The sequence below is a fragment of the Pseudomonas sp. SCA2728.1_7 genome (genome assembly GCF_018138145.1).
GTDB lineage: Bacteria > Pseudomonadota > Gammaproteobacteria > Pseudomonadales > Pseudomonadaceae > Aquipseudomonas > Aquipseudomonas koreensis_A.
On record NZ_CP073104.1, the window covers coordinates 716,296 to 733,869 of the forward strand.

Sequence of the window (17,574 nt, forward strand, 5' to 3'; positions counted from 1 at the left end):
TTACCAGTTCCGGCGTTTGATGCGCGTGAGTTCGCTTTCCAGTTCGGCCAATGCCTGATCGACGGGCAACTCGCCCGCCAGCACGCCATGCACCCGATCGAAGAACGCATTGGAGACCCGTGGATAGCGATCGGCGGTGATGGCGGCGGGGCGCATGACCCCAGCGTTGAGAATGCTGTGCAGCTGAGCGTAATAAGGCATGGCCGCGAGCAATTCGGGATCTTGATACAGCGACTCGATCACCGGGTTATAGCCGCCTTTCAGCGCTCGACGTTTTTGCTCTTGGGCACTGCTCAGGTAGCTCACCAGCTCAGCGGCAAGTTTGGAATGCGCGCTGTAACGCGATACGGCCAGGCCCCAGCCACCGAGGGTGGAGGCATGCTCGCCAGTCTCGCCGCCGCGGGGCAGGGGAGCGACGCCGACCTTGTCTTTTACGGCGCTGTCCTGGCTTTGCACCAAGGCCCAGACATAAGGCCAGTTACGCATGAACAGCGCATTGCCCGACTGGAATACGCCACGTCCTTCTTCCTCGGTGTAATTGAGCACGCCCCGCGGGGAGATGTCGCCGACCCAGCTTTTCGCCAGGGTCAACGCCGCTCTTGAGGCCTGACTGTTGACCACGATGTCGCCGCGTTGATTGATCAGTCCGCCTTGCGGCTGACTGCTGATCCACTCCAGCGCATTACACGTCAGCCCCTCGTAGGCACGCCCCTGAAAGATGTAACCCCAGGCATTGGCGTTGCCGGCGTTGCGCTCAGCCTGTTGTACATCCCTGGCGGTAGCGGTCATTTCCTCCCACGTCTGAGGAACCTGCTTGTTGTATTTCTCAAGCAGGTCTTTGCGGTAGTACAGCAGCCCCGAGTCGGTGAACCACGGCATCGTCACCAGCCGTCCGTTGACCGTGGCGTTATCGACCTGGGCCTGGAAGTAGCCTTGAGTCGTGTTGGCGGGCAGCGCCTCACGCAGATCCATCAAGTGTTTGGCGAGCATCCCCGGCCAGACCATATCGATTTGAATGATGTCGATGTCGGTGGACTGCGCACTGAGGATCTGCTGATAGAACGACAACCTCTCGGTCGCCGAGTTAGGCGTGGAGACCACCTCGACGTTGTTGCCGGTCTGTTTCGACCATTCCTCGACGGCCTCCTTGCACAGCTGCAACTCCGCACCTACCGCACCGCAGGAGATCGTCAGATCGGTTGCGTTCGACACGGATGGCAGTGCGGCAGACAGGGTGATCAATACAACGGGCAGGAGCGATTTCAGGTGTTTCATCGAGCGTCCTTTATTTTTGTTTTTAGAAAAGATAACGTTAACATCGCCAAATGTAGCAGCGTATTTGCGAGGAGGCATCCTTTTTTTGTCGTTTGTGACAACTCGCGACTCACGCAAAAAAGGCAACTGTGGCAACCAAAAAAATAAAAACAAAACAGGGAATCAACATGCAGAAAGGATCAAGCTGGCTACTGGTCGGCGTGCTCGGCACATCGGCAGCGGCTTCTCAGGCCGCGACGCTGGAAGAGCGCATGGCCGCACTTGAAGCCCGTGCCAACGCAGCGGAAAAGCGTGCGGCCACGGCCGAACAGCAGACTCAGGCACTTGCCCGGGAATTGCAGCAGATCAAATTCGCGACGCCGCCCTCGCAGTCCGTCGCGGCTAGCGCAACAGCCATTTCGGCGCCGGCTCTGGATACCCGACTGGCAAAACTCGAAGCCCGTCAGCAAAGCCTGGAGAAGGAGGGCAGTACCGGGAACCTCACCGATGGATTCAGCTTCAACGGCTATGCGCGCTCAGGGTTGCTGGTCGACGAGGGGCTGGGTGGTGGCCGTGGCGGCCCTTACACAACGCCGGCCGGTTCGGTGGGCGGGGCAGTCGGGCGACTCGGCAACGAGGACGACACCTACATGCGCATCGACCTGTCGAAAGAGCTCTATGCGCAAAACGGCACCCGCTCCAAATTCACGGTCTCCATTGCCGACGGTGTGGAAAGCTCCAATGACTGGACGGCCGACGAAAGCAACCTCAACGTACGCCAGGTGTTCGCCACGCTCGACCATGTCGCTGCGTTCAAAGGCAATTCAGTCTTCGAGAACGCTACGTTGTGGGCGGGCAAGCGCTTCGATAGAGATAATTTCGATATCCACTGGCTGGACTCCGACGTCGTTTACCTGGCCGGCACCGGCGGTGGAATTTACGATGTGCAGATGAACCCGCATTGGCGCTCGAACTACTCGTTGATTGGGCGTAGCTACGGGGATTTCAGTCAGGGCGGAATTAATGCCGATGTGGAAAGCTACATCCTGACCTCCAACCAGTTCTTCGACGATGGCCAGTGGCAGTGGATGTACAACGCCATCGGCGCAAAGAAAAACGATTTCGGCACCCGCACCAATAAAGCCGGTTTGACGCCTGCGGATAGCGGTTTGCACAGCATGCTGGCCAATCACCAGAAAACCTTTTTCGGCAGGGAAGGCTTCTTCAAAACGGCGCTGCTCTATGGGCAAGGTCTGGGGGCAGAGGTCAAGAACGTTGGCTCGGACGGTGAGTTGATCGACGACGCCCGCGCGCTGCGTCTGGCGCTTTACGGTGAGACCCCGCTGACCTCTGACTGGCGCATCGGGCCTAGTTTGCTGGCCGAACAGAGCAAGGACAGATACGTAAAAGGTGACGACTACCGCTGGCTGACCCTGAACGTGCGACTGGCCAACAAAATCAACAGCAACTTCGAAATGGCCTACGAAATGAGCTGGCAAACCATGAACCTCGACCCCAAAGGCTATCTACAACGCAATGCGGTCGACGGTAACTTCTGGAAGTTCACGGTCGCCCCGACATTCAAGCTTGACGTTGCTGATCTACTCACGCGTCCGGAGTTGCGAGTGTTCGCCAGCTACATGAACTGGTCTTCGGATCTGGACAGGTTCAGTACTACAGACGCCTTTGGCATGTCCGACTTCCAGGCGGGAGGGGTGTGGCAATACGGCATACAGATGGAAACCTGGTTTTAATCGTTGAACGTACTTGCGATAGTGCAGTGCTGGAGCGGCGAAGGATGCTCCAGGCTGATGATGTCGTTTCTTCCCAGGATGGATGATTACCCAATGCTCAAGTTCAATGCTCATCTCGGTTTCCAATTCAATGAATTGCCTTTTCTACAACGCATCGAAGCCGCCGCAGCCGCCGGTTTCCGGGCAGTTGAATTCCCTTCACCGTATGAATTCGACGCCAGTCTGCTTGCCGACCATCTAGCCCAATACAGTTTGCCGTTGATTCAGTTCGCCGCCCCGGCTGGCGTGACCAAAGGCATCGCCGCGTTACAGGGCAGGGGAGAGGAATTTCGTGACGGGTTGCTCCAGGCCGCCCGCTACGCAAAGACCTTGGCGTGTGCGGATGTCCACATCATGTCGGGCGTTACCACGCAGAATGACGCTGAGCGAACCTACGCGGGCAACCTGGAATATGCGATCAAGTACATGGAAGACCAGGGGCTGCGGCCGCTTATCGAAGTGATCAGCGCGCAGGCGATGCCGGGCTATTACATGTCCGACTTCAGCAAGGCGCAACAGGTACTGGAGACCTTCCCGAGTGTCGGGTTGATTCTTGATCTTTACCATGCCCAGCTTTTGACCGGAGATGCAGCCGATGTGTTGGCGCGGTTTTATGACAGAACCGTGCACGTGCAAATTGCCGATTGCCCGGGGCGTCACGAACCGGGAACGGGGAGTCTCGACTTTGCTGCGTTGTTCGCGGCGCTGGAGCAACGCGGATACGTCGGATGGATCGGGTGTGAATATCGTCCTTCTGGGTCTACCGTTGAGAGTCTTGACTGGATCAAGCAGCTAAGTGCTTAGGTTCCAGGCGAAAATCTTTGAGTCGCTGATGTGGGGACAATCGCCGCCATCAAAGGCAGAAGCCCTTGATGGCCGAGCGAGAAGAACTCATCGATATCGGCCTGACGCCGACGAGTAGGGGGGAGTTAATGCCTGATGCGGTTTTTGTAAGTCGAACTATTTTGTTCGGAGATTGTGATCCGGCAGGGGTGGTTTACACCCCGCGATTCTCATATTTTGCTGTAGAGGCCATTGGAGTAGCACTCGACAGATGGGTAGGGGGGCCGGGGCTTAGAGCGGTGATGAGTTTTAATATATTGCCGCCGGTGCGTGCGATGTCGATCGAGTTGCTGGCTCCGCTGACGTGGGATGACGAAATGATTATTAAAGTTGGCGTGGCCAGGTTGGGCGAGCACTCTTTTACTTTTTTGGTGGAGGGTTTTATAGGCGAAGGCGTACTGGCATTTACCGCGAATGTCACACACGTTTGTGTCTCACCGGAAAGTAAGGAAGTTGCACCCATTCCAGCTCCGTTGCGAGCGCTTCTTTCATAGATGATCAGACGGTTCCTCACAACAAAGCGCGACACTGGACTGGTATGCAGGATGAGCGTGGATCGATTACAAAGCGATCCATTGAAAGGACGAGCACGATGAACCGAACCAGTCATATTTGCCTGATGGCCAACTATAACGAATGGATGAACGCAAAAATTTATGAGGCAGCCAGAAGCCTGTCAGATGAAGAACTCTCAGTGGACAGGAAAGCATTCTTTGGTTCAATTCTCGGGACGTTGAACCACTTGGTGGCCGGCGACACTGTCTGGCTAAAGCGATTCGCCGGGCACCCTGCTAATTACTTGGCTCTGGCATCGATTCAACAGCTTCCTGCCCCCAAAAGCCTCGACCAGTTGCTTTTCTCGAGTATCCGAGATCTTTGGGCACATCGAGTGTGGCTTGATCAGAAAATTGTAGAGTGGTCTCGCTCCATTGCAGAGCCGGACCTGGATCACACCCTCAATTACACAAGCATCAAAGGAATATCCGCTGACAGGAGCTTTTATGGCTTGGTCATGCATTTTTTCAACCATCAGACGCACCACCGCGGACAAGTGACAACGTTGCTTTCACAAGCGGGTGTCGATATAGGTGATACGGATCTGGTCGTCCTCATTCCGCTTACATAACGGAGCAAGGCATCGGGCTCTACAATCGCTCATCCCAAGCAGTGTTCGATGTAGCGTTCGGTCAGTTCGAGCTTCTTCTAAAGGGCGAATCAGTACCTATCGCAACTACGTTTGGTGGCTTCCCTTGTGTAACTGATTCACGCGCACTGGCGCTTGGTATCTTCGTTAGCGATACCTCCCAACGACGCATGCGATTGGCGCATGGGTACACAGCTCGCTAAGGTCATGATTCGTTTTTGATCCTGCCTGCAAACCGGGCGCAAAGACGTCACCATCACCTTCAGCGGAACCCACATGCGATATCGACGCCTCGACCTTAATCTGTTGGTTGCGCTGGACGCCTTGTTGAGCGAATGCAGTGTCAGCCGGGCGGCCGAGCGTCTGTGCCTGGGGCAGTCAGCTGCCAGTTCGGCATTGGGCCGCTTGCGTGAACATTTCAACGACCCGTTACTGGTGCAAGTGGGGCGCCGCCTGGAACCCACGGCGCTGGGCCTGGAGTTGCTGCCAAAGGTACGTGCAGCGTTGGCACTGACACGGGAAGTCGTCGACGCGCCACTAAGTTTTGATCCGGCGAACTGTGACCGGCACATCACCCTCGTAGCCTCCGATTACGTCGCCGACGTGCTGGTTCCGGCGGTCAGCCGTGTATTGGCGCGTATCGCTCCGGGTATTCGCTTGAGCCTGCGCGACATGCCGGTGCCGCGCGACGGTGATGTCGTCAGCGAAGCCCTGGATTATCGGCGCAGTGATTGCGTGATTGTGCCGCAACGACGGTTGAACCCGGCCTATCCCCATGTGCCGCTGATGACGGACCAGCTCTGTTGTATTGTCTGCGCGCAACAGCCACAGTTTGCCGAGCAACTGAGCATGGCTGACTATCGCGCCGCGGCGCATGTGGTGCGCGAGTTTGCCGACGGACACAATCTGGCGATGGACGCCATGCACCTGCATGAACTCGGAATAGAGCGGCAAGTGGCGGTAACCGTTGAAAGCTTTGTGCTGATGCCGCAATTCATTGTCGGTACCGCGCGCATTGCCACGGTGTTTCAACGACAGGCGCAACGCTTCGCCCAGTGTTATCCATTACGCGTCCACCCGGCGCCGTTGGCTTTTCCCGAGGCCGTTCAAGTCTTGCAATGGCATCCCTATCAAGAACATGACCCGGTTATGCAGTGGTTTCGCGGCCTGCTTCTGGAACAGGCCGCGTTGCTCGATCAGCCGTCTGGTTGATCGCCGCTGTCGGCGACCAATCCAGCCTTGGCTATGGCCAGCAATGCGCAGCGCTCGTCGTTGTCCGAGGTATCGCCACTGATGCCGATAGCCCCGATCACCACGCCCTCGGCATTACGGATCAGCACACCACCCGCCACGGGAATCACCTCGCCGCCAGTCAAACTGTTGATCGCATCGAAAAACGCTGGCATTGCCTGCGCGCGCCGCGCCAGTTCACGCCCACCAAAACCCATGCCCAGGCAACCGCGTGCCTTGCCGATGGCGATTTGCGGGCGCAGGAAGGTGGCGTGTTCGTCGCGCAAAACCGCCAAGGGATGGCCGGCGGCATCCAGTACGGCAACGCCCAGCGGTTTGATCCCGGTTTCCCGAGCGATGCGGATGGCATCGCTGGCTATGGTCGTCGCAGTCAGTAAATCAAGTCGTTGCATGGCCTCTGTCCTCATACGGCCCACTTGCCCAGTTGGGCCACGCGGTCGCGGGTGTAAAGATCCGTCCATTTCAGTGAGTTGAAGTCGGACACCTGCTTGGGGTTGTAGGGGCTGCGATCCATGCGTACCGGTTGGCCGGCCTTGTAAACGGCCTTCAGGCGCGAACGATCCTGAAGGATGCGGATGTCGTCCAGTGGTGAACCGTCGAGCACGAGGAAGTCTGCCTGCTTGCCCACTTGCAGGGTGCCGAGGGTTTCACCGCGCGGCATGCAGCGCGCGCCGACAGCGGTCGCGGCATATAAGGCTTCGGCCGGGGTGAATCCAAGCCGAGTGACAAATAACTCCAGTTCACGAGCGTGCCACTCGCCGTAAGGCGTCACCGCGAACCCGCTGTCACTGCCGCAGGCGAACGGTACGCCGGCCGCTTTGGCGCGTTTGAGTACCGCCGAACCGACCTCCAATGTGCGAGCACAATAACCGGCATAACCCGTGCTGATCGCCGGATCATGGGGCTGGCAGAAGTCCACGGTGTTCTGCGGGAACGTCATGGTCGGGGCAAGGATGCTACCGGCCTCGAGCAACGCTTCGATGCACGCGTCGTCCATGTAAAAGGCATGGAAAACCAGGTCAACGCCTGCACGCGCCGCGTACATCACAGCTTCGCGCCCATAAGCATGGGTGGCGACCTTGCAGCCCAGACGATGCGCTTCCTCAACCATTTCGAAGGTTTCGTCGGCAGTGAAGGCCGCAATGATTTCGCCGTTGGGGCGGCGGTGCGTGCCGTCCATGGCGATCTTGATCAGGTCGACGCCGTCCTTGGCCTGTTTGCGAATTTCGGCGAGTGCATCGCTGCGGCTGGTGACCAACTGCGCGGTGAAGTATTCCGGAGCGCCGACCCGACTCGGGAACCAGTCATTGAGACTCTGGCGGTTGGTGATGACGCGGCTGCTGGCTGCGATGCGCGGGCCTTCAAATAAACCAGCGGTCACCGCATTGCGCACGGCGATGCTGAGCTGGCCGCTGTCGCCGGGGCAGACCATGCTGGTGACGCCGGCGGCCAGCACGTGTTGCGCGAAGAACATCCCGCGCAACGCGCGAAATTCGTCACTGGTCCATAGATCAATGTCTTCTTCGCTTTGAGCGTTGCCGAAGGCCAGATGGGTGTGCACATCTACCAGCCCCGGCATCACGAAATTATCCCCCGCATCCACCTGTGTATCGCCTGGCTGGGGAGAGGGGGCCAGCGCGGTAGCGCCGACGTAACTGAGCAGGCCGTTTTCGACGATCAATGTCTGTTGTTGGCGGGTTTGCAGTCCGGTGCCGTCAAACAGGGTCTGGCATTTCAGGTGCAGGGCAGTCATGGCGTCTTCGCTATGTGATTGTTATGCAAAGAGAGGCTAGAGAGCAGGCGAGGGGACGACCAGCAGATTGCATCGATGGCTGAGTATTGACGGCATCAATAGCTGCGCCAGCGCTTGAATCCGTTAATGCAAAACGCCGGACAATCGAAAGATTATCCGGCGTTTTTTATGGCGTGTTTTTCAGTGGATCAAGCGGTGCGACCGCCGAGGGTTTCAGCAACCCAGTCAGCAATGTATTGCCCGGCATTGATGCTGTTGTCGAAGCTCGAATGCTGCACACCACCTTCACGTTCGGTGAAGATTTTCAGTTCACATTTTGGACTGTTGACCAGTTGTTCGTAGGTGCGATGCGCCCATTTCAACGGAATCTGCGAATCCTGTTCACCATGGGTCACCAGGAACGGCACCTTGATGCGGTCGAGCACGCCGTCGAGGTGGACGTTTTCGGCGATGCTCATGAACTCTTCGACGTCCTTGGCACCCCAGACCCAGCAGACATGCGCCCAGTAATGCGGTACCGGGAAGCTGCCTTCCTTTTCCAGTCGACGCTTTTGTACATCACGCCAGTCGTGGTTGGCGCCCCACACGACGCCGCAAGCGAAGCGCGGTTCGAATGCAACTGCACGCGGGCAGTAATAACCGCCCAACGAGACACCTTCGAGTCCAATGCGTGCAGCGTCAACGTCGCTTCGGGTTTCCAGCCAATCCACCACACGACTGGCCCAGTGTTCACTGTCGAATCGTGCAGTCAGGCCATGCAGGCGCAGCGCTTCGCCGGTGCCGGGCTGGTCGATGATCAGCGAAGAGATGCCGCGTTTCGCCAGCCAGGCTGGCAGGCCCACGCGGTATTTCATTTCCTTGGTCGAGTCCAGGCCGTTGACCTGCACCAGAATCGGCGCCGGCCCCTCGACGCCTTCGGCACGCACCAGCAAGCCGGAAAGATGTTTGCCCTCGTAAGGGATTTCCACCCGTTCGCAGTTTTCACGCGACAGTTCGACGCCGCGCTTGAAGGTCTGCAGGAAACGTTGATAGAGCTCAGTGCGGCCCGGCGCACCGTGGGCTTGCAGGCGCTCGCAGGTCAGATAATAGGTGGCGGCGCGGTTGTATTTTTCGCCAGCCGAGAGCATCCGGCCATTGCCTTCGTCTTCCTCGGCCAGACCGCAAAGCTTGTCGGCCATTTTCGCCCAGGTTTCGCGAAAGGCGCGGGTTCCGGCTGCGTCCGGCTGCTTGGCCGCCTCTTGCAGCGGGGCGCACATCTCTTCGATTTCGCCCATGCGGGCGCCCATTTCAATGGCCAGGTCGACAGAGAGATTCCAAACGTAGTTGGTCGGGAAATAGCGAAACATGATTATTGTTGTCCTTATGGTTGCCTTGGCATTCCCAAGGCACGTTAAGGATCACCCGACTAATTGGCCAATCGTGACGGCGGATACGAGGTATCGCGAGATACGATGGGCACGTGTTGCAGATGCTGGATGGATTCGCTGATGCGTTCGCGCAGCCAGCGGTGCATCGGGTCGCCGTCAACGCTGCGGTGCCACAACATGTACTCGCGCATGACCGGGATCTTCACCGGTGGCGGCAGGATGCGCAGCGGCAGATAGTGCGCGTAGAGGTTCGCCAGGCGCTGGTGCATCGTGGCGATGCGCTGCGTGCCGACAATCAGTTGCGGCAGGGTATTGAAGTCGCTGGTGATCACTTCAATGCGCCGATTGAAGCCGTATTGATTCATGAACCATTCTTCGATGCTCATGTGCCGGGTACGGCCGAAGCCCACCGAGACATGGCCCATCTGCATGTACTGCTCAAGGGTCAGGGTGTCGCCGACTTGCGTATTGCCTTGCCACACCACGCACACGTGTTCTTCCTCGAACAGCAGGTGCGAAGGGTGGCCTTCAATGATGTAGCGCTCGGGAACAATCATCAGATCGACCTCGCCACGTACCAGCAACTCGCCGGAATTGTCGCTTGGGCCAAGCATTTCGAAAGTGATGTTGGGCGCTTGCTGATGAATGTTCTGGATCACTTGGGCGAACAGCACGCTGATCAGATAGTCCGAGGTCACCAAGCGGAAATGACGCTTGCTGGTGGCCGGGTCGAACACCGGTTTGGCAGTGATTGAGGACTGGATCGTCAGCAGGACTTCACGCACCGGTTTGGCCAGTTCCGTGGCATAGGGCGTGGGCTGCATCTTGCGTCCGACCTGCACCAGCAGCTCATCCTCGAAGTAGGTACGCAACCGCGCGAGCACGCCGCTGGTGGCGGATTGGGTCATGTGCAGGCGTTCGGCAGCGCGGGTGATGTTCTGCTCTTCGAGCAACACATCGAGCGCGACCAGCAGGTTCAGATCCAGATGGTTGAAACGCATGGGCAGGTCCGTTTTTGTATTTATTTTCGCAATACATTCGAACGAATCCATTGGCGCGTCAACCTTCGTCGCAGGTATCGCGTTTGCCGATAGGTCGCATCCCGACTCGCGATTAGTCAGCTGTCAGCCCTTGCGCCAATCTTCGCCGCAGTCGGCCCTGCTGCCGACACCACCACCGGTTTCCAGTCAGGCCTGGCGCGCTGCAAGGCGTCCATGGCGACAGTCACCGGATCATAATTTCAATGGAGTGGTAAGCCATGAACATCATTGGCCTTGATGCCCTGATTTTTGGCGTCGATGACATTCAAGCCTGCACCGATTGCCTGCGCGACTACGGCCTTGCGCCGGTCGGCGTAGACAGCAAAGGCGGGCGTTTCGAAGCGCTGGACGGCACTGCCGTGATTATCCGCCGAGCCGACGATCCTGACTTGCCGGCGGCGATCGGTCCGGCGCCGTCGATTCGCGAGACGGTCTACGGGGTCGCTGCGATCAGCGATCTGGATGCCATCGAAGATGAGCTGGCCCGTGATCGTAGTGTCAGTCGTGATCAACACGGCGTGCTGCACAGCGTTGACGACATGGGTTTCGCTATCGCTTTTCAGGTCACTGTACGCAAGCCTTACAGCGCACCGGATGACCTGACCAACGCCGCCGGCCATGCGCCACAGCGGCCGCTTAACCAGCCGGGCATTACCCTTGATATGGGCGCTGTGCCGCGCACTTTGTCGCACGTGGTGTATTTCGTACCCGATGCGGCGAAAGCGGAAGCCTTTTACGCCGAGCGTCTGGGTTTTCGCACCACCGACACCTTCATTGGCGCCGGGCCGTTCATGCGCCCGGCCGGCTCTGACGATCACCATTGCCTGTTCATGATCCAGACCCCGCCGCACATGAAAGGCTGCGAACACTTCACCTTCCACATGGGCAGTGGCACCGAAGTGCTGCTGGCCGGGACGCGGTTCGAGCAAAAAGGCTGGACCAGTTTCTGGGGGCCGGGCCGTCACCTGTTTGGCTCCAACTGGTTCTGGTACTTCAACAGTCCATTGGGCTGCCACATCGAATATGACGCCGATATGGACAAGCACGATGACGCCTGGGAGGCCCGTCGCGCGCCGCTGTCGGCGGATAACTCGCAGTTGTTCCTGTTTACCGCGAAAGAAAAATGGGCCCCGGGCGGTCCGCCGCCAAAACTCGGTTGAGGCCGCGCTGATCATGAGCGCTATTGCGCAGCCACTGTGTCGGCTGGACGAACTGGAGGAGGGCCGGGCGCGCGGATTCGATCCGTTGGCGCAGGGCCGCGACAGCGTATTTGCCCTGCGTCATCGCAATCAGGTGCGGGTCTATCGCAACCGTTGTCCGCATCTGGACGTGCGCCTGGAGTATCGCAAGGATCGGTTCCTGTCCGCCGATGGCCAGTTGATCGTCTGTTACGCCCACGGTGCGCAATTTCTGCCGGCGACCGGCGAGTGCATCTACGGCCCATGCCTGGGCCAGACGCTGGAGGCGCTGCCGACCTACGAGAAGGACGGCTGGCTGCTGGTGCGAATGCCTGAAGGGTTGCCGCAGCCGGGATAAATCGAGGTATCGCGTACGGCGATACATCGCATCCTTACTCGCGATTAGTCAAATCCCTGCTTTGCCGGGAAGCTTCATCCAACGATGCCGTGCCCGACGCAGCATCGATCACAAGAATAAAAAGAGAGAACACCATGAGTGCAGTGAACAACGTTCTGATCGTGGGCGGTGGTATCGGCGGCTTGTGTGCGGCCATCGCCTTGCGGCGTAAAGGTATCGAGGTCGACCTGATCGAGCTCAAGTCCGAATGGACAGTCTACGGCGTCGGGATTATTCAGCAGAGCAACGTCGTCCGTGAGATGGCCAAGCTGGGCGTTCTCGACGGTTATCTCGATGCCGCTTATGCCTTCGAAGACGTCGCTATCTACGGCCCGGGCGGGCAGCAACTGGCGCGCATTCCGGGTCAGCGACTGGCCGGCCCGCAGTATCCTGCCAACGTCGGTATTTCCCGCCTGGCACTGCACAAAGTCCTCAGCGAAACCGCGCTGCAGCTCGGTGCCAACGTCCGTTTGGGCTTGAGTGTGGAAACGCTGGACGACAACGGCGCAGAGGTCGACGTGTTGTTTACCGACGGCAATCGCGGCCACTACGACCTGGTGGTCGGTGCCGACGGACTGTTCTCGAAAGTGCGCAGCCTGGTCTTCGGCGATGCCTACACCCCGCGTTTCACGGGCCAATCGGTGTGGCGCTACAACTTTCCCCGCGCACCACAGATCGATCATCTGGCCAACTATCAAAGCGCTGACGGCAACGCCGGTCTGGTGCCGCTGGCCGGCGATTTGATGTACCTGTTTCTGACGTCTCACGAACCGTCCAATCCGTGGATGGATCCTGCCGATCTGGCTGCGCAGATGCGCCAGCGCCTGCAAGGCTTTACCGGGCTGATCGGCGAGCTGCGTGAGCAAATCACCGACAACAGCCAGGTCGTCTACAAGCCGATGGAAGTGGTGTTCGTCGATGAGCCGTGGCATCGCGGACGCGTCCTGCTGATCGGCGATGCGGCCCACGCCACCACGCCGCACCTCGGTCAAGGCGCCGGCATGGCCATCGAAGACGCGATTGTGCTCAGCGAAGAACTGACTCGCGAGCAGTCCGCCGCCAGCAGCGTCGAGCAGCAGTTGCAGCGCTTCATGGCGCGGCGCTTCGAACGTTGCAAATACATCAGCGAAAGCTCGGTGCTGGCCGGCGACAAGGAAATGCAACACGACCGCGCCTTCGATCGCATTGGCCTGGTCAAGCAAATGCTCGCGCGCACTGCCGAGCCAATCTGAGCCCCACCTGCGACTCATCCACAGCAGTTACCACTATAAAAACAAGAGGTTAACGCGATGGTTAGTTCTACGACTGCGGCGCTCACGCGTCGCCCGGTCTGCTCGTCTGCACCCTTTGGTTTGAGCGTTGCTGCGCTGCTGGTGCTGTGCAGCCAGGCCGCTCACGCTTTCGACATCGATACCGGCAACCCGGACTTCAAGCTGCGCTGGGACAACACGATCAAGTACAGCGCTGCCTGGCGCACGCAGAATCCGAGCAGCAAATTGACCGAGGGGCAGGTAGCGCTCAATCAGGACGATGGCGATCGTGCGTTCAAAAAAGGCCTGATCTCCAATCGCACCGATATCCTCTCGGAGCTGGATCTGTCGTTTCAGGATTTCGGCGCACGTTTGAGCGGTGCAGCGTGGTACGACAGCGAGTACCAGGGCAACAACGACAATAATGATCCAAGCCGCGCCAACGCGCGTTCGGTGGGCTACGACGAGTTCACCGATGACACCCGTCATTTGCACGGTGGCGACGGCGAAATCCTCGACGCGTTCGTCTACTGGAACGGTGAACTGGCCGACCGTGCAACGTCGGTGCGCGCCGGCCGTCATGGCCTGATCTGGGGCGAAAGCCTGTTCTTCGGCGCCAACGGTATTGCCGGTGGCATGGCCCCGGTTGACGTGGTCAAGGCGCAGTCGGTGCCTAACACGCAGTTCAAGGAAATCACCCGTCCGGTCAATCAACTGTCTGGCACCTTCCAACTGACGGACGACGTATCGCTCGGTGCCTACTACCAACTCGAATGGGAAGAAACCCGACTGCCCGCCGCTGGCAGTTATTTCTCCACCAGCGACACCATTGGCGAAGGCAATGAGCGCTTGATCGTCGGTGCGCCGTTTCCAGCATTTCTTGGCGGCAACCCGGCCAGTCCTGCCGCGTTTTTCCACGGCAATGACAAGGAAGCGCGCAGTTCGGGGCAGGGCGGTCTGCAACTGAAATACAGCGCTGAGACCGTCGAATACGGCCTCTACGCCATTCAGTACCACGACAAGACGCCCAAGCTGTACCTCAGACCTTCCACTGGCGCACCGAACTTCAGCACGGGCCAAATCGGCGATTACTACTGGGTTTACCCGGAAGACATCCGCGCGCTGGGCGCCAGTTTCTCCACCACAGTCGATGCCTACAGCTTTGCCGGTGAAGCCTCGATGCGCTGGAACATGCCGCTGGTGTCCAACGGCGTCACGGTGCTACCTGGGGTTGCTGCCGATAACGATGACGATGCGCTTTATGCCGTCGGGCGCACCGCGCACATCAACCTCAACGTGATCGCTTCGTTCGGGCCGAACTTCATCGCCAAGGAGTCCGGATTCGTCGGTGAGGTCGCCTGGAACCGTCTGCTCAGCGTCACGAAAAACCGTGCCGCACTAGACCCCAACGCCACCGATGACGGTCTCGGCTTCAAGATGGTTTACACCCCGACTTATCGGCAGTTTTTCCCCGGCGTGGATATCAGCATTCCGGTTGGCATGAGCTATTTCCCGCTGGGCAAATCGGCGGTTGTCAGTTCGTTCGGCGCGGATAACGGCGGTGACATGAATATCGGTATTACCGCGACCTACCTCGACCGTGTGACCGCCGGCCTGACGTACACGCATTACTACGGCCCCGAGAACACCAACCTCAACGCGGCCAGCCAATTCAATTTCCAGCAATCGCTGAAAGATCGGGATTACCTGGCTTTCTCCGTCAAGACCACGTTTTAAGAGGACTTGCGCATGACCTATAACAACAAAAATGCCGCGTTCACACTCAAAGCCTTGTGCTTTGCGTTGCTCGCAAGCCTGGCGGTATTGAGTCACGGTGCCGCAGCAGCCACGGCTGACGAAGCGGCGAAATTGAACAAGTCACTGACGCCTTTCGGTGCCGAGCGCGCCGGCAATGCCGACGGTTCGATTCCAGCCTGGGATGGCGGCTACACCAAGGTCGATCCGGCCTTCAAGGAGGGCGGCAAACGCAGCGATCCGTTTGCGGCCGACAAGCCGCTGTTCAGCATCACCTCAAAGAATCTGGCGCAATACGCCACCAAGCTCAGCGATGGCACCAAGGAGATGTTCAAGCGATTTCCTGACACCTATCGCATCGACGTCTATCCGACCCGTCGCTCGGCCGCTGCGCCGCAATGGGTGTACGACAACACCCTGAAAAATGCCACCCGCGCCAAGCTGGTCGAGAGCAGCGCTGGACCGGTGCCCGAAGGCGCGTTTGGCGGTATTCCATTCCCGATCCCGCATAACGGCGCCGAAGCCATGTGGAACCACATCCTCAACTGGCGCGGCACGTCACTGGCCATGCACTTTCGCCATTACCTGATGACCGCAGACGGCAAACAGGTGATGACCACCGACGGCCAGGCGATCCAGGACATGCCGTATTACTACCAGGACGGCACGCCGGAAAGCTTCGCCGGTGATTACTGGCTGTTCCGTCTGCTTAACGTCGGCCCACCGTTGCGTGCCGGTGAGCAGATCATGGGGCGCACCAATATCAACGGCGACAAGTCCCAGGCTCACGTCTATCTGACCGGCCAGCGCCGCGTGCGCAAGTTGCCGAATGCCTGCTGCGACACACCGACGCCGGCCACCGCCGGGGTGATGTCGTTCGATGAGTTGAGCGTGTTCCAGGGACGCATTGATCGCTTCGACTGGAAACTGGTCGGCAAGCAGGAAATGTACATCCCCTACAACACCAACAAAGTCCTGACCGCCGGCAAGCCGGAAGATTTGTTCCTGGCCCATCACATGAATCCCGATTACGTGCGCTGGGAGTTGCATCGCGTGTGGGTGGTAGACGCCGAACTCGCGCCGGGCAAGCGTCACCAGTTGCCGAAGGGCCGCTACTACCTCGACGAAGATACTTGGCAAGCCATGCTCGGCGATCGCTGGGACGCCAACGGCCAACTCGCCAAAACCTTGTGGTCGCTGCCAGCCGTGCTGCCGGATCTGCCAGCGCAAGCGCAGCTGTCTTCGGGTTTCTACGACCTGACCTCCGGCGCCTGGTTTATCCAGAACGTCTACACCGGTCTGCCTGAGCAATACGGCGTGGTCGATCGCTACAAGGCATCGGAATTCTCGCCGGCGGCGATGGCGGGTGCCGGGGTTCGTTGAATCGGGCCGGATCGCCACACGCTGTGGCGATCCGGTTTCACAGGTGGTTTCGAGGTCGGTATGAACAGAATCTGTCAGGTGCTCGGGCGGTTGTTAGCGCTGCTGGCGCTGCCTTGCGTAGTACCCGTGAGTCAGGCTCAGGCCGCTGCCGTCGGCGATGTATTGCACACCCCGGCGATGCGCGCGCCACAGGCCCGCCAAGCGGTCTTGCTTGATCTGGCCCGGTCAGGTGCGCGGTTGGTGGCGGTCGGCGAACGCGGCATCGTCTTGCTCTCCGATGACAACGGCATCAATTGGCGGCAGGCGCAGGTGCCGGTGTCCGTCAGCCTTACGGCGGTGCAATTTGTCGATGCCAACACGGGTTGGGCGGTCGGCCATGCCGGTGCGGTGCTGGTCTCCCACGACGGTGGGGAAAACTGGGCGTTGCAGCTGGACGGCAACCGCGCTGCGCAACTGGAGTTGCACGCCGCACGCGAGCAACTGCCGACAGCCACTGACCCGGACGCAGCGGCGGCGCGCGTGCAAACCGCCGAACGGATGGTCAGCGAAGGTGCGGACAAACCGTTTCTCAGCCTCAAGTTCACCGATGAGCGTCACGGCCTGATCGTCGGCGCCTACGGCCTCGCGTTTACCACCGAGGACGGCGGGGTGAGCTGGCAGTCGCTGATGGGCCATATCGACAATCCGATGGGCGCGCACCTGTATGCCATCGCGCAACAAGGCGAGCGTTGGTTCATCGCCGGCGAGCAAGGCTATGTGGCGCGTTCCGAGGACGGTGGACAATCCTTCGTCGCGCTCGACAGCCCGTACAGCGGCAGCTTTTTCGCCCTGCATGTACGCGATGACGGCGCGCTGCTGGCGGCTGGGTTGAAAGGCAACGCGTTCATTTCCACCGACGACGGCAACAGCTTCGTGCCCGCGCCCGTACCGATGCCGGTGTCCTTCAGTGATGCGATCCGCAGCGATGACGGCCAGTTGTTGTTGGTCAATCAGGCGGGCGCAATGTTTCGCACCACGGGCGACGCAACAACCCTGCAGCCTTTCGGCAAACCGCTGGGCAAACCGATTGCCAGCGTCGTGCAGGCCGCCGATGGCAGCCTGGTGCTGGCCGGTTTCACCGGGGTGACGCGCCTGGCGTCGCCCACTGCTACAGCTTCGGAGTGAGG

At 59.2% G+C, this 17,574-nt stretch carries 16 protein-coding genes; 11 read left to right on the forward strand and 5 right to left on the reverse strand.

From position 1 onward, the window contains the following. Positions 1-1,275 (reverse strand): ABC transporter substrate-binding protein, encoded by a 1,275-nt coding sequence (locus tag KBP52_RS03175; RefSeq protein ID WP_212622034.1) that lies wholly within the window; start codon positions 1,273-1,275, stop codon positions 1-3. A gap of 167 nt (positions 1,276-1,442) precedes the next feature. On the opposite strand from KBP52_RS03175, the gene KBP52_RS03180 reads away from it, so the two are divergent. The 5 genes from KBP52_RS03180 to KBP52_RS03200 all read left to right on the forward strand — a co-directional run bounded on the left by KBP52_RS03180 (position 1,443) and on the right by KBP52_RS03200 (position 6,246). Then, on the forward strand, positions 1,443-3,008 hold the full coding sequence (locus KBP52_RS03180; protein WP_212622035.1) for a carbohydrate porin: 1,566 nt from the start codon (positions 1,443-1,445) through the stop codon (positions 3,006-3,008). Positions 3,009-3,101: 93 nt separating this feature from the next. Next, positions 3,102-3,851: a TIM barrel protein gene (locus KBP52_RS03185; protein WP_212622036.1), complete on the forward strand. Its 750-nt coding sequence runs from the start codon at positions 3,102-3,104 to the stop codon at positions 3,849-3,851. Between the two features lie 128 nt (positions 3,852-3,979). Next, positions 3,980-4,384, forward strand: coding sequence for a thioesterase family protein (locus KBP52_RS03190; RefSeq protein WP_212623092.1), 405 nt, complete (start codon positions 3,980-3,982; stop codon positions 4,382-4,384). 98 nt (positions 4,385-4,482) lie between these two features. Beyond that, the gene (locus KBP52_RS03195; protein WP_212622037.1) at positions 4,483-5,016 is read left to right on the forward strand and encodes a DinB family protein; all 534 of its coding nucleotides are present in this window, start codon (positions 4,483-4,485) and stop codon (positions 5,014-5,016) included. A 294-nt stretch (positions 5,017-5,310) separates the two neighbouring features. Beyond that, positions 5,311-6,246, forward strand: coding sequence for a LysR family transcriptional regulator (locus KBP52_RS03200; RefSeq protein ID WP_212622038.1), 936 nt, complete (start codon positions 5,311-5,313; stop codon positions 6,244-6,246). Here KBP52_RS03200 and KBP52_RS03205 read toward each other — a convergent pair. The 4 genes from KBP52_RS03205 to KBP52_RS03220 form a co-directional block, all read right to left on the reverse strand. Beyond that, positions 6,231-6,677, reverse strand: coding sequence for a heme-binding protein (locus KBP52_RS03205; protein ID WP_212622039.1), 447 nt, complete (start codon positions 6,675-6,677; stop codon positions 6,231-6,233). The genes KBP52_RS03200 and KBP52_RS03205 overlap by 16 nt on opposite strands. Positions 6,678-6,688: 11 nt before the next feature. After that, positions 6,689-8,038, reverse strand: a complete 1,350-nt coding sequence (locus KBP52_RS03210) for an amidohydrolase family protein (RefSeq protein WP_212622040.1) — start codon at positions 8,036-8,038, stop codon at positions 6,689-6,691. Between the two features lie 188 nt (positions 8,039-8,226). Next, on the reverse strand, positions 8,227-9,384 hold the full coding sequence (locus tag KBP52_RS03215) for a prolyl oligopeptidase family serine peptidase (protein WP_212622041.1): 1,158 nt from the start codon (positions 9,382-9,384) through the stop codon (positions 8,227-8,229). Between the two features lie 59 nt (positions 9,385-9,443). Further along, complete coding sequence (locus KBP52_RS03220; RefSeq protein ID WP_212622042.1) at positions 9,444-10,406, reverse strand: LysR family transcriptional regulator; 963 nt, start codon at positions 10,404-10,406, stop codon at positions 9,444-9,446. 257 nt (positions 10,407-10,663) lie between these two features. Between KBP52_RS03220 and KBP52_RS03225 the strand changes: the two genes are divergently transcribed. From KBP52_RS03225 to KBP52_RS03250, 6 genes are all read left to right on the forward strand, one after another. Beyond that, positions 10,664-11,605 carry a VOC family protein gene (locus tag KBP52_RS03225; RefSeq protein WP_212622043.1) on the forward strand — a complete coding sequence of 314 codons (942 nt, stop codon included), beginning with the start codon at positions 10,664-10,666 and terminating at the stop codon, positions 11,603-11,605. A 13-nt stretch (positions 11,606-11,618) separates the two neighbouring features. Beyond that, positions 11,619-11,981, forward strand: coding sequence for a Rieske (2Fe-2S) protein (locus KBP52_RS03230; RefSeq protein WP_212622044.1), 363 nt, complete (start codon positions 11,619-11,621; stop codon positions 11,979-11,981). A gap of 134 nt (positions 11,982-12,115) precedes the next feature. Continuing rightward, positions 12,116-13,252 carry an FAD-dependent oxidoreductase gene (locus tag KBP52_RS03235; protein ID WP_116030332.1) on the forward strand — a complete coding sequence of 379 codons (1,137 nt, stop codon included), beginning with the start codon at positions 12,116-12,118 and terminating at the stop codon, positions 13,250-13,252. Positions 13,253-13,309: 57 nt separating this feature from the next. Beyond that, a complete protein-coding gene (locus KBP52_RS03240; protein ID WP_212622045.1) occupies positions 13,310-15,007 on the forward strand; it encodes a DUF1302 domain-containing protein in 1,698 nt (565 codons plus the stop codon). Positions 15,008-15,019: 12 nt separating this feature from the next. After that, positions 15,020-16,408 carry a DUF1329 domain-containing protein gene (locus KBP52_RS03245; RefSeq protein ID WP_212622046.1) on the forward strand — a complete coding sequence of 463 codons (1,389 nt, stop codon included), beginning with the start codon at positions 15,020-15,022 and terminating at the stop codon, positions 16,406-16,408. Between the two features lie 60 nt (positions 16,409-16,468). Beyond that, on the forward strand, positions 16,469-17,572 hold the full coding sequence (locus KBP52_RS03250; RefSeq protein WP_212622047.1) for a YCF48-related protein: 1,104 nt from the start codon (positions 16,469-16,471) through the stop codon (positions 17,570-17,572). Positions 17,573-17,574: the final 2 nt, after the last annotated feature.